The organism is Burkholderia sp. 9120 (genome assembly GCF_000745015.1).
Lineage (GTDB): Bacteria > Pseudomonadota > Gammaproteobacteria > Burkholderiales > Burkholderiaceae > Paraburkholderia.
In genome coordinates this window covers 661,748-678,596 of record NZ_JQNA01000002.1, presented here as the reverse complement: position 1 = coordinate 678,596, position 16,849 = coordinate 661,748, and the positions used below count along the sequence as shown (strand labels likewise).

Annotated in this window: 11 protein-coding genes; 6 read left to right on the top strand and 5 right to left on the bottom strand. The window is 63.1% G+C overall.

The window, feature by feature from the left end; all coding sequences use genetic code 11:
- Positions 1-46: 46 nt before the first annotated feature.
- Together FA94_RS11310 and FA94_RS11305 are read right to left on the bottom strand one after the other, a co-directional pair.
- Positions 47-1,555: an efflux transporter outer membrane subunit gene (locus FA94_RS11310; RefSeq protein WP_035550899.1), complete on the bottom strand. Its 1,509-nt coding sequence runs from the start codon at positions 1,553-1,555 to the stop codon at positions 47-49.
- 46 nt (positions 1,556-1,601) lie between these two features.
- A complete protein-coding gene (locus FA94_RS11305; RefSeq protein ID WP_035550896.1) occupies positions 1,602-2,120 on the bottom strand; it encodes a MarR family winged helix-turn-helix transcriptional regulator in 519 nt (172 codons plus the stop codon).
- 344 nt (positions 2,121-2,464) lie between these two features.
- Here FA94_RS11305 and typA point away from each other — a divergent pair, with 344 nt between their 5' ends.
- The 6 genes from typA (at position 2,465) to FA94_RS11275 (ending at position 12,317) form a co-directional block, all read left to right on the top strand.
- A complete protein-coding gene (typA, locus tag FA94_RS11300; protein ID WP_035550893.1) occupies positions 2,465-4,291 on the top strand; it encodes a translational GTPase TypA in 1,827 nt (608 codons plus the stop codon).
- Between the two features lie 363 nt (positions 4,292-4,654).
- A complete protein-coding gene (locus FA94_RS11295; protein ID WP_035550890.1) occupies positions 4,655-7,516 on the top strand; it encodes a 2-oxoglutarate dehydrogenase E1 component in 2,862 nt (953 codons plus the stop codon).
- Between the two features lie 146 nt (positions 7,517-7,662).
- Positions 7,663-8,940, top strand: a complete 1,278-nt coding sequence (gene odhB / locus FA94_RS11290; protein WP_035550887.1) for a 2-oxoglutarate dehydrogenase complex dihydrolipoyllysine-residue succinyltransferase — start codon at positions 7,663-7,665, stop codon at positions 8,938-8,940.
- Between the two features lie 146 nt (positions 8,941-9,086).
- Positions 9,087-10,517 (top strand): dihydrolipoyl dehydrogenase, encoded by a 1,431-nt coding sequence (gene lpdA, locus FA94_RS11285; RefSeq protein WP_035550885.1) that lies wholly within the window; start codon positions 9,087-9,089, stop codon positions 10,515-10,517.
- Between the two features lie 90 nt (positions 10,518-10,607).
- A complete protein-coding gene (gene zapE, locus FA94_RS11280) occupies positions 10,608-11,705 on the top strand; it encodes a cell division protein ZapE (RefSeq protein ID WP_035550883.1) in 1,098 nt (365 codons plus the stop codon).
- A 162-nt stretch (positions 11,706-11,867) separates the two neighbouring features.
- A complete protein-coding gene (locus FA94_RS11275; protein ID WP_035550880.1) occupies positions 11,868-12,317 on the top strand; it encodes a transposase in 450 nt (149 codons plus the stop codon).
- Between the two features lie 109 nt (positions 12,318-12,426).
- Here FA94_RS11275 and FA94_RS11270 read toward each other — a convergent pair whose 3' ends face one another.
- The 3 genes from FA94_RS11270 to FA94_RS11260 form a co-directional block, all read right to left on the bottom strand.
- Positions 12,427-12,912 (bottom strand): DUF2147 domain-containing protein, encoded by a 486-nt coding sequence (locus tag FA94_RS11270; protein ID WP_035550878.1) that lies wholly within the window; start codon positions 12,910-12,912, stop codon positions 12,427-12,429.
- Positions 12,913-13,218: 306 nt separating this feature from the next.
- Positions 13,219-14,925, bottom strand: a complete 1,707-nt coding sequence (locus tag FA94_RS11265; RefSeq protein ID WP_035550877.1) for a ShlB/FhaC/HecB family hemolysin secretion/activation protein — start codon at positions 14,923-14,925, stop codon at positions 13,219-13,221.
- A 306-nt stretch (positions 14,926-15,231) separates the two neighbouring features.
- The gene (locus tag FA94_RS11260) at positions 15,232-16,653 is read right to left on the bottom strand and encodes a collagen-like triple helix repeat-containing protein (protein ID WP_035550874.1); all 1,422 of its coding nucleotides are present in this window, start codon (positions 16,651-16,653) and stop codon (positions 15,232-15,234) included.
- Positions 16,654-16,849 lie beyond the last annotated feature (196 nt).

Sequence of the window (16,849 nt, the reverse complement as noted above, 5' to 3'; positions counted from 1 at the left end):
TTTATTCGGATGTTCTGCGTGTTCGGTGTGGCTTCGTGCGCTGCGTTCAGTTTGCCGCGGCGGTCGCGGCGGTGGCCGATGCCGGGGCATCGGTCGGCACCACGAGGCCGGTTTGCGTCGCGTCGAAACCGCCGCCGAGCGCCTTGATGAGGCCGATCTGCATATCGCGGCGGCGCATCTTCAGGCTGGTGACCGTCTGTTCGGCGGCGAGGCGATTCTGGTCGGCGGTCAGCACCTGCAACTGCGGCGACAGCCCGGCCTTGTAGCGGATCACGGCCAGCTGGTACGCCTTGGTCGACGCGTCGAGCGCGCGCTGGGCGTCGCCGGACTGCTGGTCGATCGAACGGATCGACGAGACTTGCGTCGCGACGTCCGACAGCGCGCTGATCAGCGTCTGGTTGTAGTTCGCCACGTCCAGATCGAAATCGGCGAAGCGGCCCTTCAACTGCGAGCGCAGCGCGCCGGCGTCGAAGATCGGCAGATGGATCGCCGGGCCGAGTTGCATCTGACGGCTGCCGGATTTGAGGAAGCGGCCCCAGCCGAACGCGTCGAAGCCGACGCCGGCCGCGAGATTCACGTCCGGGAAGAATTCGGCCTTGGCTTCCTTCACGTCGTGCATCGCGGCTTCTACTTGCCAGCGCGCGGCGACGATATCCGCACGACGCGCGACGAGGTCGGCCGGCAGGTTATCCGGCAGTGCCACGGCGTTGCCGTTGGTCAGCACCGGCTTGTCGATCTGCAGGCCGCGGTCCGGCCCCTTGCCGAGCAGCGCGCCCAACTGGTAACGCACCACGGTGATCTGGCCGTCGAGGTCGGTCAAATTCGACTGGCTGGTCGCGATGTTGCCGTTCGCCGTTTGCCGCTCGACATTGGTGTCGAGACCAGCCGCCACGCGACCGTTGGTAATGCGGCCGATATCCTGGCGGTTGGCGATTTCGCGCGCGGCGATGTCGCGGAACGCATAGAGCTGCGCGAGCTGGTTATACGAGCTCGCCACCGACGCGGCAAGCGTGACGCGCGCCTGCTGCATGTCGGCCTCGGCGGCCTTTTCCTGCGACACGGCCTGACCGAGGCGCTGGCGATTCTTGCCCCACAGGTCGAGATCCCACGACGCGCTGGCCAGCACGTTGTTCTCGCTATACCAGGTGCCGCCGTACGGAGGCGGGTAGAGCGCGTTGCCGGAGAACAGTTCGCGGGTCCACGAATAGCTGCCGTTCACCTTCGGATACAGCGCCGAGCGCGAGCTTTCGATATACGACGACGCCTTCGCGATCCGTGCCTGCGCCTGCGCGATCGACGGGCTGCCTTCCAGCGCTTCCGCGATCAGCTTGGGCAACTGCGGGTCGCCGAACTGGTCGGCCCAGTCGAGCGACGGCCACTGGCCGCCCTGGCCCGACAGACTCTGGGAGGACTCGTACTGAGCCGGCGACGAGATCTGCTTGTCGCTTTTCATGCCGAAGTAGTTCGCGCACCCCGTGAGGGCGAGCGCCGTCACCGCGGCGGCGACAGCGGTCCGGCGCGAAAGCGCGGACGCGGACAGGGAAAGGGATTTCATCGCTCGACTCTTTGAGTGGAATTTAATGATGGACACTGCAAGCAATCTATGACGATTTGCTGTCGAAATTGCTTGCTGCATCACGGGTTAGTCCCGTTTGTTCACCGGAATTGACGAGCACACGGCGCAACATGCTCTTCAGAAAACCCACTTCTTCCGGCGTGAAGCCGTTCAGCAGGTCGTCCAGCACACCGTTGAAAATGGCCGGCATTTTCGCCGCGATCGCGTGACCTTCCGGCGTCAGCGCGAGGCGTACCACGCGTCGGTCTTCGTTGCTGCGCACCCGGGTCAGCAGACCGCGCTTCTCCAGCCGGTCGACCAGACGCGTGACGGCGCTTGCGTCGATGCCGTATTCGCGCGCCAGTTCGGCCGCCAGCAGGCATTTGCCGCTCGCCACCATGAACAGGATGCTGCCCTGCTGGCTGGTGATGCCCAGTTCGGCCATGCTGCGTTGCGTGATCAGGTTCGACATGGTCGATTTCACGCGCGACAGCAGATAGCCGACGCTTTCGCCTAGCTGATATTGGCTGAGGTCCGGCGTGGGAGTAGGAGAATGCTCCGTCATGATTCTCGTGCGAATGCAATGGTTGACTAGGCAGGAGTATAGAGGTCCGTTGGTTGACGCGGCAAGCGTTATTACAGCTTAGGCAAGGATCCCTTACGGCTCAAGGCATGATGCGCGCGGTTTTGCGTAGGGTTGCGCCGATCCGCGCGGGCAGGGTGTTCTGCGCCCGCGCGCGCCAAGGCCGCTCGCGCAATCAGGGAATATGAGATAGCTTCATTTCTGCGTGCTATAATGTTGGGTTCCCAAAAGTGCGCTTTGGGCTTGTCGTGGTTTCGTGGTTTATCTGGCAACCGATAAGTAACCGGCTAAGCAAGCGGCGCACTCCAACTGTCTCCAGGTTTCCTATGAACCGCGCCCTACGCAACATCGCCATCATTGCCCACGTCGACCACGGTAAGACTACGCTCGTCGACCAACTGCTCCGTCAGACCGCCACGTTCCGCGACAACCAGCAGGTCGTCGAGCGCGTGATGGACTCGAACGACATCGAAAAAGAACGTGGCATCACGATTCTGTCGAAGAACTGCGCGGTCGAGTACGAAGGCACGCACATCAACATCGTCGACACGCCGGGCCACGCCGACTTCGGCGGCGAAGTGGAGCGCGTGCTGTCGATGGTCGACTCGGTGCTGCTGCTGGTGGACGCGGTCGAAGGCCCGATGCCGCAAACCCGCTTCGTGACCAAGAAAGCGCTGGCGCTCGGCCTGAAGCCGATCGTCGTGATCAATAAGGTCGACCGGCCGGGCGCGCGGATCGACTGGGTGATCAACCAGACGTTCGACCTGTTCGACAAGCTGGGCGCAACCGACGAACAACTCGACTTCCCGATCGTCTACGCGTCGGGCCTGAACGGCTACGCGGGCTTGACGCAGGACGTGCGCGAAGGCGACATGCGTCCGCTGTTCGAAGCCGTGCTGCAACACGTTCCGGTTCGCCCGGCCGATCCGGCTGCGCCGCTGCAACTGCAGATCACGTCGCTGGACTATTCGTCGTACGTCGGCCGTATCGGCGTGGGCCGTATCACGCGCGGCACGATCAAGCCGGGTATGTCGGTCGCCGTTCGTTCGGGCCCCGACGGCGCGATCCTGAACCGCAAGATCAACCAGGTGCTGTCGTTCAAGGGCCTCGAGCGCGTGCAGGTCGAGTCGGCTGAAGCCGGCGACATCGTGCTGATCAACGGTATCGAAGAAATCGGTATCGGCGTGACTATCTGCGCACCGGAACAACCGGACGCGCTGCCCATGATCACCGTCGACGAACCGACGCTGACCATGAACTTCCTCGTCAATTCGTCGCCGCTGGCCGGCCGCGAAGGCAAGTTCGTCACGAGCCGTCAGATTCGTGACCGCCTGATGAAGGAACTGAACCACAACGTGGCGCTGCGCGTGAAAGAAACCGGCGACGAAACCACGTTTGAAGTGGCAGGCCGCGGTGAATTGCACCTGACCATTCTGGTGGAAAACATGCGTCGCGAAGGCTACGAGCTGGCCGTGTCGCGTCCGCGCGTGGTGATGCAGGAAATCGACGGCGTGAAACACGAGCCGTACGAAAACCTGACCGTCGACATGGAAGACGGCCACCAGGGTGGCGTGATGGAAGAGCTGGGCCGCCGTAAGGGCGAAATGCTCGACATGGCGTCGGACGGCCGTGGCCGTACGCGTCTCGAGTACCGTATTTCGGCACGTGGCCTGATCGGCTTCCAGTCGGAATTCCTCACGCTCACGCGCGGCACGGGCCTGATGAGCCACACGTTCGACTCGTACCAGCCGGTTCGTGAAGGCGCGGTGGGCGAGCGTCGCAACGGCGTGCTGATTTCTCAGGACGACGGCGCGGCTGTCGCGTACGCACTGTGGAAGCTGCAGGATCGCGGCCGTATGTTCGTGTCGCCGGGTGAGCCGCTGTACGAAGGCATGATCATCGGCATTCACAGCCGTGACAACGACCTGGTCGTGAACCCGATCAAGGGCAAGCAACTGACCAACGTGCGTTCGTCGGGTACCGACGAAGCGGTGCGCCTCGTGCCTCCGATCCAGATGTCGCTGGAATACGCGGTCGAATTCATCGACGACGACGAACTCGTCGAAGTCACGCCGCAATCCATTCGTCTGCGCAAGCGTTACCTGAAGGAACACGAGCGCCGTAGCGCAAGCCGTAAGGGCGCAGTGGACTAAGCAATATCCGCAGACAACCGGGCGCAAACCCGGTTCGCTGTCAGGCAAAAGCCACCTTCGGGTGGCTTTTGCCGTTTCTGCTCCCATGCAGGCTGATGCAACCTGCTGGCCAATTGGCCCCGTTTGCCGCAGGAGACTGTTACCCATCTTGAAAGTAGCCCGAAAGCCCCGTCAGAAAAGGCTTGAGCGGCAATCCGTCTGCTATCTGGAGTATCGGTTCTGTGATATGCTCCCCGGGTGCAAAGTTTTAGGTCCTTCCAAGCAAGACTTGATTCGCGCAATCCGCCAAACGGTCAGGCCGTGTCGCGGAAGGTTCTGTAACCCGCTATTTCTCGAGAAACTCGAAGAAAGGTGAGCGTAAAAATGATGAAGCAATTCCAGTCGAACTCTTATCTGTTCGGCGGCAATGCTCCGTACGTAGAAGAAATGTACGAAGCGTATCTCGACAATCCGGCGTCAGTGCCCGAGAACTGGCGCAGCTATTTCGACGCGTTGCAGAATGTTCCTGCATCGGACGGCAGCAATGCCAACGACGTGGCCCACGGCCCGATCGTCGAATCGTTTGCTCAACGGGCCAAGGCTAACGCCTTCATCCCGCGCGCTGCGACCGGCGGCGAAGATCTCGCTACCTCCCGCAAGCAAGTCTATGTGCAGTCCCTCATCGGCGCATATCGCTTCCTCGGCTCGCAATGGGCCAATCTCGATCCGCTGAAGCGCCGCGAACGTCCCGCTATTCCCGAACTGGAACCCGCGTTCTACGACTTCACCGAAGCCGACCTGGACCAGGAGTTCAGCGCCACGAACCTGTATTTCGGTTTCGAGCGCGCGTCGCTGCGCGAGATCGTCAAGGCATTGCGTGACACGTACTGCGGCACGATCGGCGCCGAGTATATGTACATCAGCGATCCGGAACAGAAGCGCTGGTGGAAAGAGAAGCTCGAGTCGATCCGTTCGACGCCGAATTTCTCGAACGACAAGAAAAAGCACATCCTGAACCGTTTGACGGCCGCTGAAGGCCTCGAGCGCTTCCTGCACACCAAGTATGTCGGCCAGAAACGCTTCTCGCTCGAAGGCGGCGAAAGCTTCATCGCGTCGATGGACGAAGTCGTGCGTCACGGCGGCGCCAACGGCGTTCAGGAAATCGTTATCGGCATGGCTCACCGCGGCCGTCTGAACGTGCTGGTCAATACGCTGGGCAAGATGCCGGCGGACCTGTTCGCCGAATTCGAAGGCAAGCACGTCGACGACCTGCCTGCCGGCGACGTCAAGTACCACAAGGGTTTCTCGTCGGACGTCTCGACCGAAGGCGGCCCGGTTCACCTGTCGCTCGCGTTCAACCCGTCGCACCTCGAAATCGTCAACCCGGTGGTCGAAGGTTCGGCGAAGGCCCGTATGGACCGTCGCGGCGACGACAGCGGCCTGCAAGTGCTGCCGGTGCAGATCCACGGCGACGCGGCCTTCGCCGGCCAGGGCGTCGTGATGGAAACGCTGAACCTCGCGCAAACGCGCGGTTACGGCACGCACGGCACGCTGCACATCGTCATCAACAACCAGATCGGCTTCACGACGTCGGACCCGCGCGACTCGCGCTCCACGTTGTATTGCTCGGACGTGGTCAAGATGATCGAAGCGCCGGTGCTGCACGTGAACGGCGACGATCCCGAAGCGGTCGTGCTGGCTACGCAGCTGGCCATCGACTTCCGGATGCAGTTCCACAAAGACGTGGTCGTCGACATCGTCTGTTTCCGCAAGCTGGGTCACAACGAGCAGGACACGCCGGCGGTCACGCAGCCGCTGATGTACAAGACCATCGCCAAGCATCCGGGCACGCGCGCGCTGTACGCTGAAAAGCTGGTGCAACAAGGCGTGATCACGGCGGAAGAAGGCGACGATTTCGTCAAGGCCTACCGTAAGGCCATGGACGAAGGTCACCACACGGTCGACCCGGTCCTGTCGAATTACAAGAGCAAGTACGCGGTGGATTGGGTGCCGTTCCTGAACCGCAAGTGGACCGACGCAGCCGACACGGCCGTGCCGCTCGCGGAACTGAAGCGCCTCGCCGAACGCATCACCACGGTGCCGGAAAACTTCAAGGTTCACCCGCTGGTCGAGCGCGTTCTCAACGACCGTCGCGCGATGGGCCGTGGCGAAGCCAAGCTCGACTGGGGTATGGGCGAGCACCTGGCATTCGCGTCGCTGGTCGCGTCCGGCTATGCCGTGCGTCTGACCGGTCAGGACTCGGGCCGCGGCACGTTCACGCACCGTCACTCGGTGCTGCACGATCAGAACCGCGAACGCTGGAACGACGGCACGTACGTGCCGCTGCAGAACATCGCGGAAGGTCAGGCGAAGTTCAACGTGATCGATTCGGTGCTGTCGGAAGAAGCGGTGCTCGGTTTCGAGTACGGCTACTCGACCGCTGAACCGAATACGTTCGTCGCGTGGGAAGCGCAGTTCGGCGACTTCGTGAACGGCGCGCAAGTCGTGATCGACCAGTTCATCTCGTCGGGCGAAGTGAAGTGGGGCCGCGTGTCGGGTCTCACGATGCTGCTGCCGCACGGCTACGAAGGCCAGGGTCCGGAACACTCGTCGGCACGCATCGAGCGTTTCCTGCAACTGTGCGCAGATCACAACATGCAGGTCGTTCAACCGACCACGCCGGCGCAGATTTTCCACCTGTTGCGCCGTCAGATGATCCGGCTGTTCCGCAAGCCGCTGATCGTCGCGACGCCGAAGTCGCTGCTGCGCCACAAGGAAGCCGTGTCGGATCTGTCGGAACTGGCCAAGGGCGCGTTCCAGCCGATCATCGGCGAAGTGGACGAAGCGGTCGACGCGAAGAAGGTCAAGCGCGTGGTGGCCTGCTCGGGCCGCGTGTACTACGACCTCGTCGCGCATCGCCGCGAAGCGAAGCAGTACGACGTCGCGATCATCCGTATCGAACAGCTCTATCCGTTCGCGCACAAGCAGTTCGAAGCGGAAATGAAGAAGTACGACAACGCGACCGAAGTGGTCTGGGTGCAGGACGAGCCGCAGAATCAAGGCCCGTGGTTCTACATCGAGCATCACCTGAAGGAAGGCATGAAGGACGGACAGAAGCTGGCGTACAGCGGCCGTCCGGCTTCGGCCTCGCCGGCAGTCGGCTACTACGCGAAGCACTACGAGCAGCAGAAGGCGCTTATCGAGGGCGCGTTCGGCCGTCTCAAGAGCTCGTCGATCGCTAAATAAGCAAAACAGACGAACCGGGAAAGCGCAGTGCGCTTTCCCGTGCCGCCGCTCACCGAACCCATAGAGGGTTCATCAACGGCAGGCATGGTTCGCAGGCGGTCGTCGTTCACCGCGCCGTCACCCGATACGTATTCAGGATATTCATAATGGCTATTGTTGAAGTCAAGGTTCCCCAGCTTTCCGAGTCGGTCTCGGAAGCCACGATGCTGCAGTGGAAGAAGAAGCCCGGCGAGGCTGTCGCCATCGACGAAATTCTCATCGAAATCGAGACCGACAAGGTCGTGCTCGAAGTGCCGGCACCCGCAGCCGGCGTGCTCGCGCAAATCATCTCGAACGACGGCGATATCGTCGCCGCCGATCAGGTGATCGCGAAGATCGACACCGAAGGCAAGGCTGGCGCCGCTGCCGTCGAAGCCGAAGTGAAGCCGGCTCCGGTCGCTGAGCCGGCACAAGCCGCTGCTCCGGCCGCGCAAGCCGCATCCGCAACGGGTGCGAACACCGCTGCTTCGCCGGCTGCCGGCAAGCTGATGGCGGAGAAGGGTCTGGCGTCGGGCGACGTCGCCGGCACGGGCCGCGACGGCCGCATCACCAAGGGCGACGTGCTGACCGCCGGCGCGCCGGCTGCCAAGGCCGCACCGGCTCCGGCCGCTGCCGCACCGAAGGCGGCCAAGCCGTCGCTGCCGGAAGTCAAGGGCCCGGCCTCCGCCGACCAGTGGCTGAAGGACCGCCCGGAACAACGCGTGCCGATGTCGCGTCTGCGCGCACGTATCGCCGAACGTCTGCTCGAGTCGCAGCAAACCAACGCCATCCTGACCACGTTCAACGAAGTGAACATGGCCCCGGTGATGGACCTGCGCAACAAGTACAAAGACAAGTTCGAAAAAGAACATGGCGTGAAGCTCGGTTTCATGTCGTTCTTCGTCAAGGCGGCGGTTCACGCGCTGAAGAAGTACCCGCTGGTGAACGCGTCGATCGACGGTAACGACATCGTCTATCACGGCTACTTCGACATTGGTATCGCGGTCGGTTCGCCGCGTGGCCTGGTGGTGCCGATCCTGCGCAATGCAGATCAGCTGAGCCTCGCTGAAATCGAGAAGAAGATCGCCGAATTCGGTCAGAAGGCGAAAGACGGCAAGCTGTCGATCGACGAAATGACCGGCGGTACGTTCTCGATCTCGAACGGTGGTGTGTTCGGTTCGATGCTGTCGACGCCGATCATCAACCCGCCGCAATCCGCGATTCTCGGCGTGCACGCCACCAAGGAACGCGCTGTGGTCGAAAACGGCCAGATCGTGATCCGCCCGATGAACTACCTGGCGCTGTCGTACGACCACCGCATCATCGACGGTCGCGAAGCGGTGCTGTCGCTGGTGGCCATGAAAGACGCGCTGGAAGATCCGGCTCGTCTGTTGCTCGACCTGTAAGCACGAGTCGGGTTGGGCCGGCGTCGGCTTGTCATCGCACAAGTCGACGCCATATAAGCACTACGTCTTTCCAGCATTCCGCAGCACAGGAACGCCGCGCGCCTCGAAGCGTGGCCGCGCGCCGTTCCGCCATCAAAAGGATTGTCATGTCCAAAGAATTTGACGTCGTCGTGATCGGCGCAGGCCCCGGCGGTTATATCGCCGCCATCCGCGCAGCGCAGCTCGGCAAGACCGTCGCGTGTATCGAGAAATGGAAGAACCCGGCCGGCACGCTGAAGCTCGGCGGCACGTGCCTGAACGTGGGTTGCATTCCGTCGAAGGCATTGCTCGCGTCGTCGGAAGAATTTGAAAACGCATCGCATCACCTGGGCGACCACGGTATCTCCGTGGAAAACGTCAAGGTCGATATCTCGAAGATGCTGGCCCGCAAGGAAAGCATCGTCGAGAAGATGACCAAGGGTATCGAATTCCTGTTCCGCAAGAACAAGATCACCTGGCTCAAGGGTCACGGCAAGTTCACCGGCAAGACGGACGCCGGCGTGCAGATCGAAGTGAGCGGCGAAGGCGAGACGGAAGTCGTCACGGCAAAGAACGTGATCATCGCCACGGGTTCGAAGGCGCGTCATCTGCCGGGCATTCCGGTCGACAACAAAATCGTCGCCGACAACGAAGGCGCACTGACGTTCGACACCGTACCGAAGAAGCTGGCCGTGATCGGCGCCGGCGTGATCGGTCTGGAACTCGGTTCGGTGTGGCGTCGTCTGGGCGCGGACGTGACCGTGCTCGAAGCGCTGCCGGAATTCCTCGGCGCGGCTGACCAGTCGCTGGCTAAAGAAGCGGCCAAGCAGTTCAAGAAACAAGGTCTCGACATTCACGTTGGCGTGAAGGTCGGCGAAATCAAGGCAACGGACAAGAACGTCACGATCGCTTACACGGACAAGGACGGCAACGCGCAATCGCTCGAAGCCGACCGCCTGATCGTGTCGATCGGCCGCGTGCCGAACACCGACAACCTCGGCCTCGAAGCGATCGGCCTGAAGGCCAACGAGCGCGGCTTCATCGACGTCAACGACCACTGCGCGACGGCGGTGCCGAACGTGTACGCGATCGGCGACGTGGTGCGTGGCCCGATGCTCGCGCATAAGGCGGAAGATGAAGGCGTGCTGGTGGCCGAAATCATCGACGGTCAGAAGCCGCATATCGACTACAACTGCATTCCGTGGGTGATCTACACCGAACCGGAAATCGCGTGGGTCGGCAAGACCGAACAGCAACTGAAGGCGGAGGGTCGCGAAGTCAAGACGGGCCAGTTCCCGTTCATGGCGAACGGCCGCGCGCTGGGTATCAACAAGGCGGAAGGTTTCGTCAAGATGATCGCCGACGCGAAGACCGACGAACTGCTCGGCGTGCACATCATTTCGGCCAACGCATCGGACCTGATCGCGGAAGCCGTGGTGGCGATGGAATTCAAGGCGGCGTCGGAAGATATCGGCCGCATTTGCCATCCGCACCCGTCGCTCTCGGAAGTCATGCGCGAAGCGGCTCTGGCCGTGGACAAGCGCGCGCTGAACATGTAATCACGCGCACGCCTGACTGAACGCAATTCGGCATCACCACCAAGGCGGGCGGGTTCATTCCCTCCCGCCTTTCTTTTTTGCAGCAACCCAATGAACGTCACCGAATACTACGAAAAAGAACTGCAGACGCGCGGCTATCAATCGGACCCGGCGCAGCTCGCGGCGGTCGACCGCCTGCAGCGGTGTTTTGAAGAGTGGACCGAGTACAAATCGCGCCGCTCGAATGCGTTCAAGAAGCTGATCATTCACCCGGATCTGCCGCGCGGCGTCTACCTGTGGGGCGGCGTAGGGCGGGGCAAGAGCTTCCTGATGGACAGCTTCTACATGATCGTGCCGGTGCAGCGCAAAACGCGGTTGCATTTCCACGAGTTCATGCGCGAAGTGCATCGCGAACTGGAAGAGCTGAAAGGCACCGCCGATCCGCTCGACGAACTCGCGCGCCGCATTGCGAAGCGCTACCGGCTGATCTGTTTCGACGAATTCCACGTGTCGGATATCGCCGACGCGATGATCCTCTACCGTCTGCTCGACAAGCTGTTCGAAAACGGCGTGCAGTTCGTGATGACGTCCAACTACGATCCGGACACGCTGTATCCGGACGGCCTGCATCGCGACCGCATGCTGCCGGCAATCGAGCTCATCAAGAGCAAGCTCGACGTGGTCAACGTCGACGCCGGCATCGACTACCGGCAACGCACGCTGGCTCAGGTCGAGGTGTATCACACGCCGCTCGGCGCGGCGTCGGACAAAGCCTTGCGCGACGCGTTCGCGCGCCTCGCCGCAGTGCCTGACGAGAGCCCGATCCTGCGCATCGAAAAGCGCGAGCTGAAGGCGCTGCGTAAAGCGGACGGCGTCGTCTGGTTCGACTTTGCGACGCTCTGCGGCGGCCCGCGTTCGCAGAACGACTACCTCGAACTGGCGAGCCGCTTTCACGCGGTGGTGCTCTCCGGCGTGCCGCAGATGTCGGTGCGTATGGCGTCGGAGGCGCGCCGCTTCACGTGGCTGATCGACGTGTTCTACGACCACAAGGTGAAGCTGCTGATGTCGGCGGCGGTGCCGCCGGAAGAGCTCTATGTCGATGGCCCGATGGCGAACGAATTCACGCGCACGGTCTCGCGCATCGTCGAAATGCAATCGAAGGAATACCTCGATACGCCGCGTCGGATCGTGGATACGTCGCTGACCTGAGCGGTCGCGACAACTAGCCGGGCAATTCTTTTACGATAGGTCGCGCTCCGCTCACCGAACAGGCGACGAGCGCCGACGTATTTTCAAGATTCGGATTGATCTTATATTCCGGCTGCGGACGACTGGATATCTTCTGTCGAGGTTCTGACGAAGGAGAAACCCATGGATCCGTACCGTGATATCAATGATGAAGAATGGCAACGCGTTGCACCGTTGCTCCCCGAACTGAGGCCGCGTGCCGAACTGCGCGGCCGGCCTCTTGCCAATACCCGTTCGGTGCTGAATGGCGTGCTGTGGGTCATGTATAGCGGCGCCACCTGGTCCGCCATGCCGCGCAAATATCCGTCTTACCAGACCTGCCATCGTCGTTTCAAGGCGTGGTACGCGTCGGGTGTGCTCAAGCGCGTGACGGAGCAACTGTTCGGCGCAGCGAGCGAAGAGCTTTGCAGTTTGATGGAAGCGCGCATGAGAACGCATCTGGGCGCGGAACAGAAGAACGTCGACGCCGACCCAGGCCGCATCGTCACGCCGGGCGTGTACAAACCGGCGCCCACGACACCGCTACCGGTCTCGCCATTCGTCTTCGGGTCGCCTTTCAAGCACGCTGCATGACGATACTGATCTCCCTCACTTCACATAAACAAAACGGCCGAACGATGGCAATCGTCGGCCGTTTTTTTATGCTTCATTCCAGGCCGCGCTAAAGCGGCCTCGCGTTTTCTTACTGCTGACGCACCCATGTCTGCGAGCGGCCCAGCAGCGCAATGCCGATATAGCCGCGCACCACCAGCTTGTTGCCACCGTCTTCCAGGTGCATCTTGCACTTGTAGAGCTTGCCGTTTTCCGGGTCGAGAATCTGCCCGTGATCCCAGCCGTCGCCGTCCTTCTTCATGTCGTTGATGATCGTCATGCCGAGAATCGGCTGATCCTTGCGCGCGTCGGTGCAGGCGGTGCAGCGGCGATCCGGTTGGTCGTTCGGTCCGAGCCCCTTGACCACCTTGCCGGTGAGTGAGCCGCCGCCGTCTTGTGCGATCTGCACGAGCGCCTTGGGCTGGCCGGTGTGATCGTCGATGGTTTGCCACATGCCGATCGGGCTGTTGGTTTGCGCCATGGCCGTCATGGCGCTGGCCAGCAATACGCCGGCGAGTGCGGCCTGTTTGGCGGTGCGAAGCGCGATGGCACGCGCGCGTTGTGTGAATTGCATCATTGTCTTCCTCCTTGATTAAAGACAGCGCGATCATGGTCGCGCAGCGTTATCGGCATCTCGGGCGGCTTGCCGGGTTTGCGCCGCCGTGATGCCTTGCCCGGCCCTCAGGTTCTCTGTTTCGCCTGGGTGGTGGCGCGCGGGTTGCGCGCCGCCGGCCGCACATCGTCAGCGCAGAATACGTGAAAGTGTGCGCGTCGTTTGATAGGGGACCCTCTAATCAGGACGCGGCACTTTCGCGGTTCAGGCATCGCTCAGGCATCGTTCAGGCATCGTTCAACCACCGCTCAAACGCATATCGCGCGAGCCTCAATTCAACTGGTACGAGAACGTCGCGTTGACGCGCGGCGCGCGCGATGCGCTTTCCACCGGCGCATCGCCGATCGCCTTGGCCACCGACAGATCCAGGCTGTAGTACTTCGCATCGGAGATGCGGAAGCCGAACGCGATCGAAGAAAGCCGCGACGGCGACGGCGTGCCCGCATGCAGATAGACGCGCGCCATGTCGAACGACACGTACGGCGTGAGCGTGCGCAGATAGGTGAAGCCCGGCGTGAACGGACGGTTGACTTCGAACATCGCGCCCCAGCCGGAATCGCCCGACGCTTCACCCGGTTGATAGCCCTGCGCGAATCGTTGCGCACCGAACGAGATCTGTTCCGAGGTCGGCAGCGAGACGGCGCTGTACTGACCTGTCAGCGACACCGCGGTGCCGATCTTCATTGGCCAGTCGTTGCTTTGCGAAAAGCTTGCGCCGGTGCGTACGAAGGTGATCGACGCCGGGTTCGTGACCGGCGAACCCGGCACGTTCGAGTCGCCGGATTTCGACGCCCCGAGAATATCGAACGCCTTCGCCACGTTGATACTCGCGCGACGCACCTGGCCGGTCTGCACGTTGGTGTAATCGGCCTGCAATTGCATGACGCGCACCTGCGAACGCAAACCGATCTGCGCGCCGGTTTGCGTATTGTTGTAGCGATCCTCGTCGTGCGATGCGTACACCGACGCCGTGCCGATCACGCTCTGCGTGTTGCTCAACAGGATCGGATAGGCGAGCGAGCCGCCCACCTTGTCGTTGATCACCGTGCGCCCGATGTAAGAGGGCAGGCCGGGGTTGTCGACCGGATTGCCGCGATAGTGGGTCGCGTCGATCTTCGCGATCAGCCCGTTGCTGCCGATCGGCACCGCCGCGTGCGCGGCGAGATAGGTGACGTTGTCGCGACCCTTCGGCAGCAGCGCCGACACGCTCAGCTGTTCGCCGAGCGCGGTCAGGCCGTTTTCCGTGGCGGTCAGCAATCCCTGCACGCCGGGGTGATTGAAATCGATCCCCATGCTGACGTCGAACGGCTTGCGGTCCACGTTCAGTTCGAGCGTGGTGGCGCCGTCGGTGTTCTGCGGCGGCGGTACGTTCGCCGCGACCTTCACGCCCGGCAGCAGGCCGAGCACGTTGATATAGCGTTCGAAGGTGGCGCGCCGCAACGGCCGGTCGGCGACGATGTGGTCGGCGATCGCGCGGATCTTGTCTTCGACCGCGCCGGGCTTGCCCGTCACCTTGACCGCGGACACGTAGCCTTCCACCACGGTCACGCGCACCACGCCGCCTTCGAAGGTCTGCGCCGGAATGAACGCGAACGAGAGCGCATAGCCGCGATCCTGATATAGCTTGGTGACGCCGTTGGCGACCTCGATCAGATCGCCGATCGTGGTGTCCTTGCCGACGAGCGGCGTGAAGCGCGCCGCGACTTCGTCGAACGGAATCGACTTCACGCCCTCGACCTGCACGCGCGAGGGCGTCAGATGGCGGGCGAGCAGTTCCTGAAGTTGGGGCGCTTGCGGCGCGACCTGCACGGTCACGTTGGGTCCTTTGTCGGGCGCCTTGATCTGCGGCAGCGAGTCGAGCGGATTGCCGCCGACCGCACCGCCCGGACGCGCCTGGGCTTGAGCCTCCACCTGCATGGCGCTCGCCGCGAGCGCCGCGAGCACGATGGTCCATTTGCTGCCGTACCCGAGTTTCATCGGATTTTCCTCGTATGCCGTTCTTGTGCTGCGGCGTGCCGCCTGGCCGGGCGGGTCGCGATCGCTTATCTGTGGCTCGACGCATACTGCCATGCTTGCTTGTATTACGTCACGCGCTCCGTGGAGCTTGAGCGTCGACGGCGCAAGCGCGGAGCACGTGATCAATCGGACTGCTTATGCGTGATGCTTAAACTGCTTCGTTCGATACCCGATGTGTCTGGTCTCCGCGCTCCGGCGAGACGCACCCAGAAGTGCGTCTCGCCGGATAACCCCCGCGCGCGGCATTCAGCGATGCCGTTAGGTGGACTACTTATGGCTGACCGGCAGCAGGCCGCCGAGCAACGTCGTCAGGCCGCCCGTCGGGCTGCTCGAGCCGCTCGTCGAACCGGCTGCTGAACTGAGCGTGCTGGTCAGTTGCCCGACCAGTCCGGTGACCGGCGCGAGCGCCTGGCCGCCGCCGCTTGCGCCGCCGGTGACGCCGGACAGCGCGCCCGTCAGCGACGACAGCGGACCTGCGCCGCTACCTGCGCCGCCCAGCGCGGACGTCAACGAGCCCAGCGGCGTGCCGCCCAGCACCGACGTCAGCGAACTCAGCGGCGAACCGCTCAATCCCGAACTCAGCGCGCCCAACGGCGTGCCGCCGAGCGCCGACGTCAGACTGGAGAGCGGCGTGCCGCCGAGCAGCGTCGACAGCGAGCCGACCGGGTTGCTGCCGAGACCGAGGCTCGCCAGCGTGCTTTGCAGCGGCCCCAGCGGGCTGCTGTTGGACGGCGGGCCATTGACCACGCCCACATTGGTGCTGCCGACCAGACTCGTGATCAGACCGGGAATCGGCATCGCGCCATTCGGGCCGTTCGGATTGACGAGGCCGCCGGCGTTCGTCACGGTGTTGCCGAGCGAGCCGACCAGCGTGCCGAGATCCGCGCCGACCGGATTCCTGGTCGCTCCGCCCACTTGCGAGGCGGCCGAGCTCAACGTGCCGCCCACTTGCGCGAGCACGCCGCCCAGCGGCGCACCGAGTCCGGTCTGCGTGCCGACCGTCTGCGTGACGAGTCCGGCGGTCGTGACGATCGGCGTGATCGCGGTGCTGAGCGGCTGGGTGATCTGTTGCACCGGCCCGGAGTTGACCACGTTGCCGAGCGTCGCGCCGCCCGCGTTCAGCGCACCGGCGGTGGTGGCGAGCGCGCCGGCCAACGGCGTGGTGAGCGGCGACAGCGGCGCGAGATTGCCGGTGCCGAGACCGCCTACCGCGGTGCTCAGGCCTTGCACGACACCGCTCGTCGAACTGACCACGGAGCCGAGACCGCCCACGGTCGCGCCGACCGGATTGGAACTCGTGCCGATCTGGCCGAGACCGTTGCTGACCGCGTTGGCGGCCGCATTGAGCGTGCCGCTGGTGCTCGACACCGCGTTGCCCAGGCCTTGCGTGACTTGCGGACTGAGGCCGGGAATGGTCGTCGAGGCGATCGTGTTGCCGAGGTCGCTGGTAGTTTGCGCGGCGGAGGTGACGAGGCCGCTGGTGCTGGTGGTCGCGACGGTGCCGGAACCGCTGCCGCCCGAACCCGAACCGCCGCCGCTACCGGTGCCTGAGGTAGTCGGTGGCGCGCTGACGGTGCTGCCGCCACACGCGGCGAGCACGCTGGCGACCGCGACGGCGATCAACGGTGCGCGCAACGACGACACGGTCGCGCACGCCGCATGGAGAGTAAAAAAACGATGAGTGGACATGGTGCTCCTCTGTGTCTTCCAGGTGTGTCGTGTGTGCGGTTGGTCAAGTGCGCCGTTGCAACGGGTTTCTGAGCGGCGCGGCCCAGTTCAGCCGAGGTCGGGCAACCGGGTGCGGCCGGTGGGCCGCGTTCCGGTATGCCGTTCCTTGTAGTGCTTGTGTTGTCGGTACGGTGTGACTGCCTGCGAATCGCGCGGC